The sequence below is a fragment of the Desulfonatronum thiosulfatophilum genome (genome assembly GCF_900104215.1).
GTDB classification, from domain to species: domain Bacteria; phylum Desulfobacterota; class Desulfovibrionia; order Desulfovibrionales; family Desulfonatronaceae; genus Desulfonatronum; species Desulfonatronum thiosulfatophilum.
Window position 1 is genome coordinate 41,982 of sequence record NZ_FMXO01000019.1, and the last position, 18,479, is coordinate 60,460.

General features: G+C 51.0%; 12 protein-coding genes. 11 read left to right on the forward strand and 1 reads right to left on the reverse strand.

What is annotated here, in order from left to right:
- Nucleotides 1-22: 22 nt before the first annotated feature.
- From BLP93_RS14805 to BLP93_RS14855, 11 genes are all read left to right on the forward strand, one after another.
- Nucleotides 23-1,240, forward strand: a complete 1,218-nt coding sequence (locus tag BLP93_RS14805) for a glycosyltransferase family 4 protein (protein WP_092123390.1) — start codon at nucleotides 23-25, stop codon at nucleotides 1,238-1,240.
- Nucleotides 1,241-1,374: 134 nt separating this feature from the next.
- Nucleotides 1,375-2,466 carry a polysaccharide biosynthesis protein gene (locus BLP93_RS14810; RefSeq protein WP_092123392.1) on the forward strand — a complete coding sequence of 364 codons (1,092 nt, stop codon included), beginning with the start codon at nucleotides 1,375-1,377 and terminating at the stop codon, nucleotides 2,464-2,466.
- A gap of 2 nt (nucleotides 2,467-2,468) precedes the next feature.
- Nucleotides 2,469-3,617, forward strand: a complete 1,149-nt coding sequence (locus tag BLP93_RS14815) for an NAD-dependent epimerase/dehydratase family protein (protein ID WP_092123394.1) — start codon at nucleotides 2,469-2,471, stop codon at nucleotides 3,615-3,617.
- Nucleotides 3,618-3,923: 306 nt separating this feature from the next.
- A complete protein-coding gene (locus BLP93_RS14820) occupies nucleotides 3,924-5,975 on the forward strand; it encodes a hypothetical protein (protein ID WP_139163024.1) in 2,052 nt (683 codons plus the stop codon).
- Between the two features lie 191 nt (nucleotides 5,976-6,166).
- The gene (locus BLP93_RS14825; RefSeq protein WP_092123398.1) at nucleotides 6,167-7,606 is read left to right on the forward strand and encodes a DUF2264 domain-containing protein; all 1,440 of its coding nucleotides are present in this window, start codon (nucleotides 6,167-6,169) and stop codon (nucleotides 7,604-7,606) included.
- 96 nt (nucleotides 7,607-7,702) lie between these two features.
- A complete protein-coding gene (locus tag BLP93_RS14830; protein ID WP_092123400.1) occupies nucleotides 7,703-8,938 on the forward strand; it encodes a glycosyltransferase family 61 protein in 1,236 nt (411 codons plus the stop codon).
- A 219-nt stretch (nucleotides 8,939-9,157) separates the two neighbouring features.
- Nucleotides 9,158-10,111, forward strand: a complete 954-nt coding sequence (locus BLP93_RS14835) for a ParB N-terminal domain-containing protein (RefSeq protein WP_139163025.1) — start codon at nucleotides 9,158-9,160, stop codon at nucleotides 10,109-10,111.
- Between the two features lie 363 nt (nucleotides 10,112-10,474).
- Complete coding sequence (locus BLP93_RS14840; protein WP_092123404.1) at nucleotides 10,475-12,499, forward strand: glycosyltransferase family 2 protein; 2,025 nt, start codon at nucleotides 10,475-10,477, stop codon at nucleotides 12,497-12,499.
- Nucleotides 12,500-12,576: 77 nt separating this feature from the next.
- Nucleotides 12,577-13,797, forward strand: coding sequence for a glycosyltransferase family 4 protein (locus BLP93_RS14845; protein WP_092123406.1), 1,221 nt, complete (start codon nucleotides 12,577-12,579; stop codon nucleotides 13,795-13,797).
- Between the two features lie 230 nt (nucleotides 13,798-14,027).
- Entirely contained in the window at nucleotides 14,028-15,107 is a 1,080-nt protein-coding gene (pelF, locus tag BLP93_RS14850) for a GT4 family glycosyltransferase PelF (RefSeq protein ID WP_092123408.1), read from the forward strand.
- Nucleotides 15,108-15,163: 56 nt separating this feature from the next.
- Nucleotides 15,164-16,129 (forward strand): glycosyltransferase family 2 protein, encoded by a 966-nt coding sequence (locus BLP93_RS14855; protein WP_092123410.1) that lies wholly within the window; start codon nucleotides 15,164-15,166, stop codon nucleotides 16,127-16,129.
- Nucleotides 16,130-16,391: 262 nt separating this feature from the next.
- Here BLP93_RS14855 and BLP93_RS14860 read toward each other — a convergent pair whose 3' ends face one another.
- Complete coding sequence (locus BLP93_RS14860) at nucleotides 16,392-18,005, reverse strand: sigma-54-dependent transcriptional regulator (RefSeq protein ID WP_092123412.1); 1,614 nt, start codon at nucleotides 18,003-18,005, stop codon at nucleotides 16,392-16,394.
- Nucleotides 18,006-18,479: the final 474 nt, after the last annotated feature.

The following is an 18,479-nucleotide window of genomic DNA, read 5'->3' on the forward strand; positions in this document are numbered from 1 at the left end:
AGCCTCACAAATCAATTCCGTCATGAAAAAAAGAATCCTATTTCTCAACTACCTGATCTGGAAACCCGTTGATCCGGGGTTTAAAGATAAATTCGATGTACTTTCGAAATACTACAGTGGAATAATTCTTCACCTGGGTACCGGCGCGACCGTGGATGCCGAAGATTTTCAATTCGTTTCCACCAGATGGAAAAAGAACATCCTTCTGCGTCAGATCGGATATGTCGTCTTCTGCCTGAGAAAAGCGAAGCAGAAAGGTCCATTTGATGCGATTGTCAGCTACGACCCGTTGATTTGCGGGCTGACCGGCGTGGTGATCAAGCTGTTCACCCGCGCCAAGCTGGTGGTTGAGGTGAATACGGATCATTTCTGGAAAGATGAGGGGCGAGGGGCTGGTATCAAAAGGCGGATCATCAATTGGATCAAGATGTCCTGCATGCGCCTGACGTTTCGATTTGCAGACGGAGTCAAGTGCATCAACAGGCCTTTGACGAGCAAGTATGCGCACACTTTCGACTTTTACGAGAGAAACCTGCCCGTGGAGACCTTTTTCTCCTTTATTGCCACAGACGCTTTTCACACGACTGGCTACACGCCGAACGGGCCGATCCTGTGCGTCGGCCATCCCTATCACATCAAAGGGGTGGACGTACTGCTGAAGGCCTTCAATCTGATCTCGTCGGACTACCCTGATGTGACTTTGAAAATAATTGGTCACTGCGAGGACAGAGAACGGTATGAACATCTTGCCGCTGGTAATGACAAAATTTCTTTCCATGACGGCATGTTCTTCGAAAAGATTGTTTCCGAATTCGAAAACTGCCGATTTCTGGTTCTTCCTTCCCGCACCGAATCCATGGGCCGGGTCTTGATTGAGGCCATGGCCTGCGGCAAACCCGTGATCGGCTCCCGAGTTGGGGGCATACCTGAAGTTGTCGCGGAAAATGAGACCGGGCTGCTTTTCGAAAGCGACAACGCTTCTGATCTGGCCCGGAAAATGCGCGTATTACTTGACGATCCCTCTCTTGCGACGAGGATGGGTGAGGCGGGCCAACGGCGGGCCAAGACCTTTTTTTCACCCGCGCATTATGGACGGCTGTACAAAGCCTTTCTCGAACAGATCATGGAAGGCTCAAAGGCGGTAGTTAAACAAAACCCTGCGTTGCGATTTGAAAAAAATCCTAATCCGGCGGTCCATTCCGAGGATCGCAGTGCGGGAATTAAAAAAAGCCAAGCTTGAAGTACTCGTTATTCATGCGTGAGACGACTTTGGCCAGTCTGATGAGACCGCAATCAAGGCAAGTCGATTCGGCGACGCCGTAAAACGTACTGCTGAGCAGTTACAAACAAACGGAACAATCGAGAGGAAGCGAAGTGAAATCATTTTTCAGCGACAAACGGGTTTTGGTGACAGGATGCTGCGGCACTGTCGGATCGGAACTGGTCCGGCTGCTTTTGGAAAAATATCGGGTCGGAGAGCTGCTTGGATTGGACAACAACGAGTCCGAACTGTTTTTCATGGAGCAGCTCTATGGCCGGACCCAAGCCCATTTCAGCCTCGGTGACGTGCGGGACAGGGACAAGCTTCTGCGAAAGATGCGCGGCATCAACATGGTGTTTCATGCCGCCGCGTTCAAGCATGTTGAGCTGTGCGAGCGATCTCCCTTTGATGCTGTTCAGACCAATATTCTCGGTATGCAGAACATCATTGTGGCCGCTGGTGAAAACAATGTGGAGCGCGTTATTTTCACCAGCTCGGACAAGGCCGTGAACCCGACGAATGTTATGGGCACGTCCAAGCTCATGGGTGAGCGTCTCATGACTTCAGCCCATTCCAGCGCCCGTGACGGCACAACGATCTACACCTCTACCCGTTTCGGCAATGTGCTGGGTTCCAGAGGATCTGTAATTCCCTTGTTCAACAAGCAGATCCGTCAGGGAGGGCCGGTTACCCTCACCGATCCGAACATGACGCGGTTCATTATGAGCATTCAGGAGGCCGCCAGATTGGTCATCGATTCGGCCATGTACGCCAATGGCGGAGAGGTCTTGATTACTAAAATGCCGGTCATCCGGATCCAGGATCTGGCAGCGGTCATGATTCGTGAGATTGCTCCGGAATATGATCTCGATCCGGAAAATGTTGAAATCCGGATTATTGGCACAAAACCCGGCGAGAAAATGTATGAGGAACTGATGAGCATGGAGGAGACCCGGAGAGCATGGGAGCTTGAACGATATTTTGTAGTTCTGCCCGCTTTCGCCAACCTCTACAGAAACATTGAATACAAATACGATGATCTCGTTTCCAGAGAGGTGACGAATCCCTATCACTCGGGAAATGAACAGGCTTTGTCCCAGGAGGAGATTGCGATGTTTCTGCGCCAAAACAACCTGCTCCGAGGCAATGGAAAAACGGGGGATACCATTGATCGGACGGCGTCCGACGAGTGCGAGGGACTCTAGCCATGCAGATTCTCATTCTCGGCGGGGACGGTTACCTGGGCTGGCCCACGGCCATGCATCTCTCGGCACATGGTCATGAAGTGGCGATCGTGGACAACTACCTCCGCCGCAGGATGTGTCTTGAGCAAGGCGTTGAGCCGCTGTTTCCGGTTCCGGACATGCATCGGCGCGCCGCGATCTGGGAAAAGGTCACCGGTAAACGAATTGCCGTCCATGTAGGAGATCTTCGGCGCTGGGATTTCGTCAGCGAAGTCTTCCAGAGCGTCAAGCCGGATGCCGTTCTCCATTACGCGGAGCAGCCTTCGGCGCCCTATTCAATGCTTGATCGGCGCACCGCGGATCTGACCCTTTCCAACAACATCGGCGTAACCGCCAATGTCATCTTTGCGGTGCGCGAATTTTGCCCGGATGCCCAGATCGTCAAGATCGGCACTATGGGCGAATACGGCACGCCAAACATCGACATCGAGGAGGGCTGGCTGGAGATCGATCACAAAGGGCGCAAGGACAAGTTTCTTTACCCTCGTCAAGCCTCGAGTCTCTACCATACGACAAAGGTCATGGATACCGACCTCTTGTGGTTTTATGTGCGGACCTGGGGCCTGCGGGCCACGGACCTGATGCAGGGCCCGGTTTACGGAATTATGACCGACGAGAACGAGAACAATCCGGAACTGATGCCTTTTTTCAACTATGATGAGCTTTTCGGGACGGTGCTGAACCGCTTTGTCGTCCAGGCCGTAGTGGGATACCCCCTGACGGTTTACGGGCAGGGAGGTCAAACACGGGGGTACCTGAACATCAAGGACACCCTGCAGTGCGTCCGATTGTCTTTGGAACAGCCCGCGCGGAAAGGCGAACTGCGGATCTTCAACCAGTTCACGGAAACTTTTTCCGTCAACGACCTGGCGGACAAGGTGGTCCGCATCGGCAAGGATCTCGGTCTTCATGTCAGCATCCGGGCCCTGCCCAACCCACGCAAAGAAGCGGAAGAACATTATTACAATCCGGTTCATACAGGCCTGCTGGATCTTGGTTTGAAGCCCAATTATCTGACTGATGATGTTTTGGCTCAAATGATGCAACTTGTCATGAAATATAGTGCGGCCGTCAGGCCGGATATCATTTTTAAGAGCGTCAAATGGAGTTGAAACAATATGCAAACTTATCCTTGAACACATCCTTCACAAGACTTGTAGGTGGTGGTGTGGATATTCCAAAGCAAACTGCTTCTGTCGTGGCACCTCAAAAATAGATGTACATGTTTTTGTAGTGTAATATCTTTTGAAGAGCCTCAAGGTGTTTCCGACTTTGATTCAGGCTGCTTGTTTTATGTGGGCTTATTCCTAATTTGGAATCAGGAGTTTTTCAAAATGCTTGTCAGAATAATTTTTTTCTTGCTGATATTCTTATATATTCCTTCTTTCGGTTTCTCATCCGAGGTCATTGATGCCCAAGTGGTTCGAAATCAGGACGGTACCGGCATGTGCCGCATCAGCAGCGGTTTTCCTCTTCCGCGGGGGCTTGTTACGGAAGACATGATCCGTGAGGGAAAGCTGAAGGTTGTTGTTGCTGGGAAAGAAGTGCCCGCCAACGTAACGGCCCTGCGGGGGCGTCATCATGATGGCACACTCCGATCGGCGCTCATTCAGTTTCAGTACTCGATGCACAAGGATCAAGCCATTCCGGCCAAGATCATCATCGACGGCACGTCCCGTTCATATCCTGACCCCCCGTATCATCGGCCAACACTGGAAACAGTGATGAACAACAACGTCATATTGCCCACGGATCCCAACTATATTTCGTCAACCCGCATCGTTTTCCAGTATCTGCTCTCCGCCGGCGAAGGAACGCCGGAGGAGGAGAAGCAGTTTACCACATTGGCTGCGGATCGATTCAACGCCCTGGCCCTGAACCAGAACAGAGGCCGTTCCAACTATGAGGATCCGAAAGCCATGGCAGGATTGTGGGCCAGAACCGGAGACATCAAGTACTTCAATGAAATGCTTTTCCACATGACGAACTACTGGGCAGGATACAATTTTCCAAACCCTGACAGCAACTGCAAGGATGCGGTTGTAACCAATCCGGACGGTGTCCAATGGCCCAACCATGCGAACAGCGGGTGCTGGGTGAGCGGCAGAGAAGCGCTGGGGCCGAGAACGCAAAGTTACGCCATCGCGTATCTGCTTACGGGCTATAGGGATTTTTGGGGAGCAGTGGCTGCTTTTGCCCAGAGGACTCTTTTTCAAGGTGCGCAAATTGTCGATCAACAATCCTCCGACCTGAGACTGCTTTACGGTCACTGGGACTATCCACGCTTCAACTACAACAGGTATGCGCCGCTGTTTTCGGCGTTGATGATCGATGCGACGATTCCCGTGCATACTTTTTGGTCCGGGGCAAAGGTGAACTACGTGGATCACATCAGATGGGCGCTCAACTCCCTGATCACCCATCAATGGGATATTGCCTGGGTTCCTTTTGACAACTGGGATGGCAACATTCCGAGTCATAATCTTGATGGTTTTACCGTAACCCAGGAGGGTGTACAGGCCCAGTGCATGGCCTTGTATTTCGACATGAACGCCATCAACAGGATTGACAGGAGTTTGACGCAAAGCGATCAGGAACCTTCTTCGCCCGCCAACAACCACATGTGGCACAGAACGTCGGACGGCAAACTTTTCAGATGGAGTTCGGACAAATCCGCATGGGTGGACCTGGGTCCTTTTCCCTACAGCGGATACATGCAGATCCGGAGAAGCAGCATTACCGGTGGAAATTTTTCTACAGGTCCTTTGACCGGAGGTTTGAACGCGGATGTCAGTGGGACCGCAAAGGGTGATTACAGAAACAAGTTCGTGGGCCTCCGAAGCAACGGTTTCAACAGAGAAATTGCGATTCCCGTTTTTCAAAGCATATTCCCAGCCAATTTCTTGATCGACTACTACCTGAACATCGAGGCGGACGAGAGAATTCCCGAATTGGTCTATGAAATCACACGGATCGTCCTGGAAAACATCCATGAGCTCCCCCCCGGCCATTTCCGGTACCAATCCGGTAATTCAACCTGGGGCTACGTCACGCATGGGCAGCCCTACGCCATGTCCAATCCGCCCGCCTCTCCGGGAAATCATTGGGAACTGCCGGAATTTGCTCGTCTGATCGCCTTCACGCTCAAGACGCGCGGCGATGTCGAGCTCAACGGCATGCGCTTGTCCGAGGCATACAAGACGGTCATCAACACCGCGAACAACAGTCCGTCATCCAACAAGGGCGGATTGATCTGGCAATGGAAGCACTTCGGCCAATATTACGGCATCAGCCAGGATGCGCCCTGGATCATGAGCCGAACGACACTTGCCGACATCGGTCCCGCTCAAGCTCGCATACCTTACCAGTACGACTCCATTCCCGGCGATATCCCCGATATAGCCAGGGAGAACGACCCGCGGAGCAACGGAGAAGCGCCGGTGATCAAGCGACTGCGGATTCTTAAGTAGTCTGCCCTGATAATAGATCAACTGTCTAGAATTGTTTGATATTTTTTTCTATTTCGTGGTACGTTTTTCGACCAGTTAATGCACTTTTTGCCCTTTTTTCGCTTTGCTGTTTTTCGGCACCACAACCCGTCAACCTTCTATGGTGATCCTGTAACGAAAATATCGGATTTTTCTGGCTCGGCTAATTATAAATGATGAATTACGCAACGAAAGTCCTCAAGGGGATGCGGCTGTCGATGGGGCTGATGAGGCAGGCTCCAACCATGATGCGCAGTTGGCGATTTCCCAAGTCTGCTGAAAGACTTCTTGAGAAATTTTCAAGGGATCAGGTTCCGGGTTCAGCTTACGATGATCTGATGCGTTACCTGGCAACGGCATGGACGACATATCGTAACGCCTCCGGTTCCGGTGCAATCTATCCCGGGCTGCCAAGCTGGAGTGGACCGGAATGCGATGCACTTGAAGGATTTGCTCGGACCATGCCCTGTTTCGGGGCCTGGTGCGCATCGGGCCGCAATCCGGAAATAATCCTGGCGGAAGGTACCCGTCTTTCGCTTCCTGAAGAATTCAAGCGCGGTCTGCTCTCAGGAACCGATCCTCGTGCATCCACATACTGGGGTGATATGCCAGGTAAAAGCAATCAAAGAATAGTTGAAGCAGCAGATATCGCGCTGGCACTTTGGTTGTTTCGCGACTCCGTGTGGGAAGGCTTGACCATACATCAACGCAAGGCCGTCGTGGACTGGCTTTCGCTTGTTGATGGCCGACCAGGGCTCGACAACAACTGGCATCTTTTCTTTGTCTTGATTGATCGTGTCCTCACCGCCCTCGGTTATCCTGCGCGAATTCGCGGAGTGCGGGAGCGATTTGAACGGGTCAAGGATTTTCACCTTGGCGATGGCTGGTTCAGAGATGGACCGTCGGGACACGTGGATTACTACAACGCCTGGGGGTTTCACTACGCATTAACCTGGATCAACCGCATTGATCCGCAGTGGGATTCGGCCTTCACCCAAAACACGCAGCAAAAATTCCTCAAGACCTACAGGTACTTGATTGGCCCGCATGGCCTGCCGATTCTCGGACGTAGCGTTCATTACCGCATTGCCGCGTCTGCCCCGCTTGTCGCTGGAGCTGAAAGGAACCCCGAGACTGTATCGCCAGGTGAGGCGAGACATGCTCTCGATGTGACATGGCGATATTTTTTAGCCCGCGGCGCGTTGCGCAAAGGTGTCGTCACCCAGGGTTATCACGGCACAGACCCTCGCATTTTCGATCCCTATGCCGGACCTTCAAGCAGCCTCTGGTCGCTTCGTTCGCTTGTGATGGCGTTCTACTATCCGCCAAACCACTTGTTTTGGTCCGAGCCGGCCCAGCCGTTGCCGGTGGAGCAGAATGATTTCGAACTGCACATAGATGGACCGGGGTGGAAAGTTACCGGTGAGCGCGCGACAGGAACCATCACCATTGAAGTGCTCGGCAACCCGCTTGGCGCACTCCCCCTCGCGCCTTTCAGCCGCATGGATGCGCTGAAAAATCTTGCCTTTGGTCAGCCACCACGTCCCAATAACCTGCAAGCAAGATATGGCCGGCGTTTCTATCGCTCGGATAGACCTTTTTTCATGGAATGAACTCTTATTTGGTTTTGATCTAGTGCAAACCCTTGCGGACAGACAGGAACAGACAGGGGACATGTCCACATAACATAAGAAGACATTGAATCGACTATGCAAAATACGACACTTCTTTCCCGTGCAAATGGTTGCGTCCGTGGCACGCTCGGCAGGATCGCCGCGGCAAGCGTTGCCCGCGGTGTTCCGGCAGGCTGGTTCGGTTATCGATGCGTAGAACATGAAACCGTGCAGGAATACTTTCGTCGTCGGGGCGCCAACGACAAGAACCAGCAATACGAAACCGTGCATCCTGTGACTGAAGCACGAAATCAGTTGCCCTGTAATGTTGGATCACGTGAAGAACTTCCTGACGACAGGGGCTGGTGGGGTTATTCGTTCAGGGATGTGCCGACCCGAATCAGCGGTGAAACGTTTATTGCGACACTGCCGGATTGCCTTATTACCTGGTATAGAGATCCGTCCAAGGATAATGATTTTTTTCCCGCCATCCTCAACCGTGACTCGCGCGCATTGGAAATGCGCGAGTTCCGGTTCCGACCGTTGCATGCGCTGACCTTGCGCGAGTCGCCGTCACCGGTCCGCTTGAAAAAAGCCACATGGATCGCCGAAAGGGTTTATCACAATCACTCGCACTGGCTCACGGCCCACCTTCCAAAGTTGCTTCTGCTCAAAAAACGGAATTTGCTGGACGGGGTCCTTCTGCCGCCTGAACGGACCGGGGCCCTGGATGGTTCTCTGCGCTTGCTGGGCATGAATCCGGAAGATTTTCAGACCTATGACCCAAGCCGTCCACTTTTCGTGGAAAATCTCACCGTCATGGGAACCGATCGTTTCCGTCCGGAACTCCTGCGGTTGATTCCCGAGGCCCTGGGAATTGCCGATGCGGCTCTTCCGCACAGGAAAGTGTTCATCAGTCGGGCCAAGGCGACTCGGCGGCGACTGGCCAACGAGGACCAGGTCTGGCCGCTGCTGGAACGGCAGGGATTTGAGCGGGTGTACATGGAAAAGATGCCATTCTCCGAGCAGGTTGATCTGATGCGGGAAACCAGGGTTCTGGCCGCCCCTCACGGAGCTGGTCTGACCAACATGATCTTCTGTCCGGAAGGTGCGCAGATTGTTGAAATAGCCGACTTGAGCTTTCCTAACCCCAATTTCTATGCCTTGGCTTCAGCCATGGGTCATGCCTACTGGCTGGTCAGGGCAGAGTCGGTCGGGGATCTCCACCCGCTGGAAAAAGATCTGCATGTTGATCCGGCGGCACTCAATGAAGTCCTCCTCCGCCTGGATCCAGCACCCCCTGAGGGATGCAAGCAGACATTACAAAGATGATCTTGACGCGCTATGGAATACATTTTCTGGAAATCCGGTTGACTAGCATATTGGCTTGTTAAGGAGTTCTTCAAAATTTCTAGCCGCTATTGACCAATGAACAGCGGCATTTATTATCAGGGGTAATCATGAGCGTTCAGGCAAGGCCTGACGCTCACTGTCCGGCTATTTGCCAAGAAAGATCATGAATACCCTCTAAGGGAAATGAAAATGAGGTCCGTGTTCGCACTCGCCCGCTGCCTGCCACCCTACGCGAGAAAGCGGTTGAAAGAGTTCCTGCTGGCCCTGACATCGCAGGTTCACCAGGAGCGGCTCGTCCCGGAGCCCGTGGATTTTCGCGGCGTGCTTTCCGATCCTTTCGAGGCGCTCTCGCGAGTGGATCCCAGGCAGCCCGTGCTGGTCAACGTGCCTTTGGAAAGATGCAGGACGTTGGGACCAGTGGGGTTCCCGCCCCTGGCGGAAGCCCACCATCCCTACGTCCTGGCCATGCTGGAATATCTTGAGAGTAATATTCAGCAATACGACGAATCCCCGCTAAAACTTTATTTCGATCATTTCCAGCCGCAAAACGCCGCGGAACTGGCGGATGTCCCTGGTGTCGATAACGATTCAAACCTGCATCGAAAGGAAGCCATTGAACTTGATTTTCCTTGGCTTGCCTCGCCTGGCTTGGAGGTGAAATCCATGCGCAATAAATTCCTACGAGATGATGCGGCCCAGTTCGGCAAGCAATTGTCAGGCGATGACGGCTTGAACTACTTTGGACCAGTGTCTTCGGCAAAGGCAGATCTGGAAATGGAACGGGTGGTTTATATTATCGATTCCATAAAGCGAAACGGTTACCGTGTGCCTGCAAAACAAGATCATATCTCAGGATATCTGCTAAAAAAGGGAGACAGTTATGTGGCCTTGCCATGGGGCGGTCAGCACCGGTTGGCAGCGCTGGGGGCTCTTGGCTTCAGGCATGCACCATTCCTTCTCTATCGCCACAGAGTGACTGACCGTGCGTCCGTGAAGAGTTGGCCTGCCGTGACTTCCGGTGATTTTTCCCCTGAACAGGCGCTACATCTTTTTGATCGAATTTTTGCAGGCCGACAGCCGCAACAGGTGGAAAAAGTTTGGCCTGACGTGCTTAAAGGATGTCACCATAAAATTAATGACGACTGGCAATGAACAGGATCATCATGGTTCGTGATAATAGAAAAAACTGATCGATATTTGAAAAAGATTGTCGCCTTCAAAATCATCTGAGACAGAAGTCAACAGTTTGGCCTGAAGTTTGAATCACTAGCCTCTATGCCTGTCTTTGTCTGATGAACACGGACATGACCTGACAAGACTGTATCTACGCAAGACTAAGTAACAATACTTAAACATATGAGATACTGCTAAAGCCGGAATGCTCTTACGCTGATGGTGAAATAACGCATTCATGTCGTGAAGCCCGTATCCAAAAGTGTTGCCAAATTCAGCAGTTAACCAAGAACATCTTAACTCCCGAATAAATAAATTTTCTGAGTTTCCTTCAATCCCGTCATGCCGATTTCAAAAAACCAAAAGATCTCCATCATCATCCCCTGCCACAATGCCGAACGCTATTTGTCCCAGACGTTAGGCTCGGTTCTGGATCAGAGTCTGGCTCCACATGAAGTGATCGTCGTCGATGACGGGTCGACGGACTCCAGTCTCGATATCGCCCGTCGCTTCGAGACAGCCTTCGCGGGGCTGATTCACGTCCACTCCCAACGTTCCGGCTGTGCTTCGCGGACACGAAATCTCGGCGCATCCTTCGCATCAGGAGATGCTCTGATGTTTCTCGATGCCGACGACGTACTTGCTCCCGACGCACTCGAGGCCCTGGCAGAGGCGCTTTTCGCTTGCCCAGGCGGTGTTGCCGCGTGTTCATGGCAACGCCTTGAACTTGTGGATGGGACATGGAGATCCGGACCGGCTTCCTGTGCGCCACGCAGGCAGGATCAGGACGTTCTCGCCGCTTGGCTGATCGGATGGTATCACCCTCCATGCTCCATACTCTGGTCCAGGGAGGCTTTTCAAGAGGCCGGCTGCTGGGATGAAGCCGCCACGCTCAATGATGACGGCGACTTGATGATGCGGGCGTTTATCGGCGGCATACAAATGGTGGAAGCTGTTTCCGGTACCGCCTATTATCGCCGGCTTCCAAAGGGCCAGATTTCCTTGAGTGGTCATCGGTACACGTACAGCGGGCTGGCGGGACGACTTGCAATCATTGAAAAAGTTGTTCGCCTGCTGGAGGAGCAGAGGCGGGTGGACAATTATCGTCCTGAGATTAGCAGGGCCTTTGGCTTGATCGCCGCTGACGCGGCTTGGCGCTTTGGCGCCCTTTGCGAACAGGCCCGGAGGAGAAGCCGGGAATATGCCCCATCGCTTTCAATCAGAGCGAAGGGCTTGCTGAACCGCTTACGTCGGGAACCTGCCGCTGCAAGACAGATCCCTGTTGCGGCTCAGGGGCTGGGCGAAGAGATCCGGTTCGGCCTCGATCGGGCGCGAGAGGTGCTGGACTCTTCTTTCTCGGCAACAACAATCACGGATGCGAAGCCTTCCAAACAAGTCGATAGGCCTGAAGTCAGCGTGATCATTCCCGTGTACAACCGCGCTCATCTTCTGCAGCGCACCATCGAGAGTGTTCTTGGCCAGACGTTTCCGCATTTTGAGGTTATTGTGGTTGATGACTGCTCCGGAGACGATCCAGCATCAGTGCTCGCAAAGCAAGGGGACCGGCGTGTGCGCTATTTCCGGCAACCCAGGAACTGCGGCGTCGCAGCGGCCCGCAACCGCGGTTTGCGGGAGGCACGGGCTGACCTTGTTGCGTTTCTGGACGACGACGATGAATGGTTTCCTGAAAAGTTGGCTTTGCAGGTTGAGCTTATGAATCGCTCGCCGGAGAATGTGGGGCTGATCTATACCGGCGTGGAAAGCGTCTTCAGCGACGGCAGCCGATCTGTTCAGATCCCCTCCGCACGAGGTGACCTTTACCGTGAACTCCTCGTCAGGAATCTCCTGCACGGGGGTGGAACCAACATCATGATGCGGCGCAATGTGGTTACGACGATCGGATTCTTCGATGAAACCTTCCCGGCAATAGAGGACTATGACTACTGGCTGCGGGTCAGCCGCCTGTATAAGGTCGATTACGTCGACATGCCTCTTGTCCGATATAACGACCATGATCCATCGCGGGGAAATGGTAAGGAAACCAGGCGATCCACCAAGATCAAGGCGAACCTGGAAGCCCGGAAACAATTTTACCGGAAACATGGTGCGCAGATGCGAGAGCACGGCCTCGCGCATCTGTTTCTGGTGGACAGTGCACATCGACACCTGACGCCGGGATGGGACGATGTCAATGGAGCGCGCAGGCTCGCCCTGCAGGCCTGCCTCTTGGCTCCGGCATCCAGAGAAGTGCGTGACGTCTTGAAAAAGCTCTTCGTCCCAGAGACGTTGCGCGGCTTTGTGAGAAAAAGACGCAATTGGCTCAATAATCGTTGTAACCGGAGCGGCCTAAGAAAATTTATCTCTTGATTCGGTGGCGGAAGTGAGCATGTCGCAAGCGGTTCCTCGCAGACATACGAAAGAATATTCATAATAAGGACTACCTTGTGCCGGGCACTCCATTAAAAGCCATTTGTTACGTCTTGAATTACTTTCCGGAACCGAGTCTCACGTTCATTTCAGATGAAGCCGCATCATTGATGCATCTCGACATCACTCCATATGTTTTGACGTTTAACCATGGTCTGGAAAGATCGGTTCTGCAGCCTTCGGCACGAAAAATTATTGACCAGGGTTTGTTCAGAAAAATCGTTATTCCCTCCAAGGCGAGGACATTGCGGGCAATTCCGCAATTGGCTCTGAGAAATCCGCGGAAAACGTTTTTCTGCTGTATGCGTATCCTAAAATCCAAGGATCGATGGCACTACATGAGTTCGGCGCCATATGCTCTGTTTCTGCAGGATCACGGGGTGCAATACATCCATACGCATTTTGCCGATGAAAATCTTAAATGGACGAAGGCTTTATCCGAATGGACAGGCCTTCCTTTCGGCGTGACCACACACGGATACGATCTCCGCGAAGATCCAATGCCGGCAGGCGAAGTATCGAAACTTCTTTTCCAAGCCAACCTGGTAGTCGCCATCAGTGGCTATAATCAAGATTTAATGGTCAAGAAATACGGCATTGCCAAGGATGCGATAAAAACCATCCACTGCGGCATCGACACCCAAGCATTCAGACGGAGCGACAAAACTGAGAGATTCGTCGGCAATCACCTGCGGATTGTCAACATCGGACGGCTCGTACCGGAAAAGGCGCAGGATGTTCTTTTTCAAGCACTGGCAGCGGTCAAAAAACGAGGCGTGCAGTTCGATCTGCAAATTGTCGGCGCAGGACCGCTTCTGGATCAGTTGAAAGAACTGGCCCGATCCTTGGATATCATTGATCACATCGATTTTCTTGGAGCTCAGCCGCAAGATGTTGTCATCAAGGTACTTCGGGAAGCCGATGTATTTGTGCTCTCGTCGCGTAATGAAGGACTTCCCGTCGTTTGCATGGAGGCAATGGCGATGGAGGTATTCCTCATCGCCACAAACATTTCCGGAATCCCCGAGCTCGTTCAGCATGGTCAAAACGGTCTTCTGGTGGAACCCGAAAATGTTCAGGAATTAGCGGACGCCATCTTGTGGGTCGATAAGAATAGAAAGCTTTTAGAAGGAATGTGTTTTGCAGCCCGAAAAAAAGTCGAAGAGGAGTTTGATCGAAAAAAATGCACTCGTAGCCTGGCATTAGAAATTGAACAATGCTTGGTCACGCAGAAATAATTGTTTTCGGTCCTGATGATGTTCCGATCCGGTTGCGTTTCGTTTGCTTACTTCGGATTGAGATGCCTTGATTCAAACAAACTTGTCGCATCTAAATTGAATGCCCTGGCATATGCCATTATATGACGCTAATACATGTAATAATTTTTGATGATAATTGACAAAAACTAGCCAACTCAACAGCTAAATTAAGCTATGTTGCGGAGGCTTATCGATATTTTGGAGAAAAAATGCGGGTGATGCAGGTTATATATGCGTTCAAGGTCGGCGGGTCAGAGTCGGTAGCAAGGGACATTGCCTTGAATATGAACAAGCATTCCGAACATGCCGTCGCTTCATTGGAAAGCGATGGCCATTTCAGAGAGGTGTTCGACTCGAACAATGTGAAGACATACGTTATTGACAGACAACCTACAGAACGCTTCGGACCTATGATCCGACTATGGAAAGCCATGCGTTCCTTCAAGCCGAATGTTGTTCATACGCATCACCTTTATCAATTGTTCTATGCCTGGCCAGGAGCCCTTTTATCCGGTGCGCGACTCATCCACACCGAGCATGAATACTACTCACTCGTGCCCGCGAAATCTCGTTTCATGCTCCGCAAAATATCAAGGTTTTGCAACGCGATAACCGCCGTGAACCGCGAGACGTCAGACTTTCTCGTCCAGAAAGTGAAGATTCCCAAATCAAAAGTGCATATTGTCGTTAACGGAATCGACTTTCGGAAAATCGCAAACGCGTCGAGTAGCCGAGAGCAGTTTGGGCTCTCAGAGGAAGATCCGGTCGCTGGGATTGTCGCTCGCCTTCATCCGGTCAAGGATCACGCCATGCTGCTGAAAGCTTTTCGAATTGTGGTTGATAACGTGCCGAATGCAAAATTATTGGTTGCAGGTGACGGCAGTGAACGTGAAAGGCTTGAGAAGCAGACTCATGACCTTGGGCTGAAACATGCGGTGATTTTTCTGGGAACGCGTTCCGACATCCCCAACATATTGAGTTGCATAGACATATTTGTACTTGCGTCATGGAAAGAAGGCCTTCCACTGAGTATTCTTGAAGCTATGGCTGCCGGCAAACCAATTGTCGCTACTGACGTTGGTGGAGTTCCATCACTGGTGAATGATTCAGGGTCAGGAATAATCGTTCCTCCGCGTGACCCTGAATCAATGGCAAATGCTGTAATCCAAATGTTAAAAAACAAGAAAGACAGGGAAATTTTCGGTAATGCAGGTCAGGAGTATGTAAAGCAAAACTACTCACTCGATACTTCAATAAAAAAATACGAATCCCTTTACATGTCTTCTTGACAAGCGGTATGTTGTTCGTTTCATCACTTAATGAGATTGCACATGGTTAATCGAACATGAAAAACATTAATGTTTCTAATAAGTTTATTAGTATAATTATACCAACTTATAATTATAGTTTTTGTATCTTGGATACGATACATAGCGTGCTGCAGCAATCCTATAAAGAATTTGAGTTGATAGTTGTTGATGATGGCTCAAAAGATGATACGCGCGCAATAGTCAGCAACATCAAAGATTCAAGAATTCGATATATATACCAGAAAAATCAAGGAGCCAACGTCGCAAGAAATCGTGGTTTCCATGAATCAAGTGGTGGTTACCTGATTTTTCTTGATTCGGATGACGTTTTGGAAAAAAATTATCTGGAGGAGTTACTGAAGGTTGCAATGCGCAATTCGGACGCAAATATCTATGGACCTTCAAAAAAAGGATATTTCACTGATCTGGGATTCAACGTACTCTCGGAATTGGGGCCTTGCCCGAATCCAGACTTGCTTGAAAGCTGGATTAAGCATGATTGGTGGATTTTCACTTCATGCGTTTTCTGGAAACGTGAAAATCTTGTGAAAGTGGGCGGTTGGGACGAAGCTCTTCATGCCAATCAGGACGGGGATATTGCAATGAGAGCCCTGATTGAGGGTATAGCATTCATCTATGCGGAAAATGCTCCACCTGTTTTGATCACTTCTCACAAAAATAAAAAGCCATCCATATCGGATACGAAGAGTCAAAAGACATTGAACTCCCGTTACGCTGTTTTCTTGAAACTGGAAATTATCTTGAAGCAAAAGGGAATGCTGAACGCCAAATATCAAAATGCGCTGGGAGTAGGATATTATGTTCTGGCTCAAAGCGCGCTTGCGGATAGCCCCGAATTTTCCGAAATTTGCTATCGAAGATTTCGCGAAATGTGTGGCCTGAAGAAGCCACCTGGAAGTTATTTGAATTGGATTGGCATATTGATGCTAGGAATCAGAAATAAAACAAGATTGTCAAATTATATTGGAAGAATATTTTAATTGTTTGTTGAAGTGCTTACGCGGCGGTTCGTTCAATATTTCAATTTGAGGGGCAAATAAATACAGGTCGGAGTGTATTCATTGAGAGCTGACAAGAGAGTTCTTGTTCCGCTTAACAGGTGATGAAAAAACAAAAAACTGCAGGTCGTTCAAAAACCCCGATGGCAAGGCGCAAAAAGTTTAAATCCGAAGCGTATTTTGTCACATGTGAGGGTTTAAACTCTTTACAGCGACGCAGCTAGCGGGGATTTTCAACAGCCTGCTAAGGGGCGCAAGCAACCGAAGCTTCATTGTTTCTGTGGATGTTTGTTGTGTGAAAAAGCGCGGTTTCTTCCAGATCATTCGATGAAGGCATCCGAAACGGCATGGAATGTTTCTTGAGTAGTTCATAGAACCTGGCTCTGGAGAGGCCGGAGAGATTCAGGGCGGAGTTCAGGTCGGCGCCCGAACGCTGCAGGAGCTCCTCGAGGTATTTCTTCTCCATGGCACTGATGGTCACTTCACGAAGTTCCCGCAGAGTGGGGAAGGACGTGCTTGAAGAAAAAGTTTGTCTAAAGGGTTTTTCCACGGAAGTACGCAGCACCTCGGCGGTATCAAAATCGCATGGCAGGTTGTTGTCCACCAGAAAATCGTCGTCATCAGGACAAAATCTTTGAAAATTGAGCTGGTTCGGGCTGTCGATCATTGACGGTTCCCGGTTCAAGCTCGCCTGTTTGGCCTTGATTCGCAGATTGATTGGCAAATGTTGCGGGTAGAGAATTGGTTCGTCCTTTGATCCGACCAGAACGTTTTCCAGAGTATTCAGTAATTCCCGGACGTTGCCGGGCCAATCATAGCTCAGCAGGGCTTCCGTGAACTCCGGCGACATGCCCTTGGTCGGCATCCTGTAATGTTCACATATCTTGTTCATGTGATGCATGGCGATTTCCTTGATGTCTTCCTTCCGCTCCCGCAGGGCGGGCAGTTCGACATGCATTGCCTTCAATCGAAAGTGGAGATCTTGCCGAAATTCTCCGTTCTCGGACATGGCTTCCAGATCCTGGTTTGTGGCGCAAACCAGACGAAAATCACTTTTGATTTCCCGATTGTCGCCTACCTTCCTGAAGCAATGCTCCTGCAGCACGCGCAAAAATTTCTTCTGTACCGCGATTGGAAGCTCCCCCACTTCGTCCAGAAACAATGTGCCCCCGTTTGCACGCATAATCAGGCCGTCCCGGTTGGAGACCGCGCCGGAAAAGGCTCCCTTGATGGACCCGAACAATTCTGACTCCACAAGATTTTCAGGCAGGGAAGCGCAGTCGACGGTGACGAATCGCGCCCCGGCCCTGTCGCTGTTGTCATGGATGGCCCGGGCAAACAGCTCTTTGCCTGTCCCTGTTTCCCCAGTGATGAGCACGGACAGCTCACTGTCCGCGGCATGGGCCACCTGGTCCAGGCATGCTTTGATTCTGGCGCTGTTGCCGATGATCCCGTTGACTTTCAGGGCCTTCAAAGCCGAGGAAGCCTTGCGCTTTTCCCGGTACTGCAGCGCTCGGATCAATGGAAAAACCATCGATTTCAAGGAAGATGGTTTTTGGATATAGTCCCAGGCCCCGCTGCGGATCGCGAGTTCCGCGCCATCCGGGTCCGAGTCTCCGGTGATGATGATTACTTCGGGAGGCATGACGCCCTTGTTGATCATGGGCAGGGCATCAAGACCGTTGCCGTCGGGCAGGCGCACATCCAGAAAGACGACGTCAAAATCAGTACAGGCGGCGATTTCAATTCCGTTGCTGATGGTGTGGGAGTATTGAACCTCATGTCCTAGCCGCTCAATCTTTTTGGAGAGTACGCTGCAAATGATCTGATCGTCATCAATGATTAACACGCGAGCCATATCAACCCCATGGATGTTTTTGGCAAGTCAGAATCCGGCCTTCGTTATGATTATTCAGGCTCGTGTCGTGGTGATTCCAGCTCTTGGTTATGAAGGAAGAAGATGCACCCGGAGCCGCTGATTGGTTCAATTAAAAACACGCAAGAACCATCCCGGAAAACAATGAAATGCTGTCACTGCTCTTCAATACACCTCTAGTTCGACAGTTTGAATAAAAAAACTGCAGCCCGAGGATAACCTGGGCTGTTCGTGTGGACATTCAGCCAGCATAAGGAAGCAAGTTCTATGCCCCTCTCGCCTCTTGTCCTGGCGGTGTAGGTTTTTCTTGTTTAATGCGGAGTTAGGGGAAAAGGATCAGTTTTTAAGCACATCGCGGTTCGCCAAAGGAACGTTGCAAGCAACGGAAGTGTTGCATTTGTGTTTCAAATGAACACATTCAAAAATTCTGAACAAGCTGGTGACGGATTTCCTCGG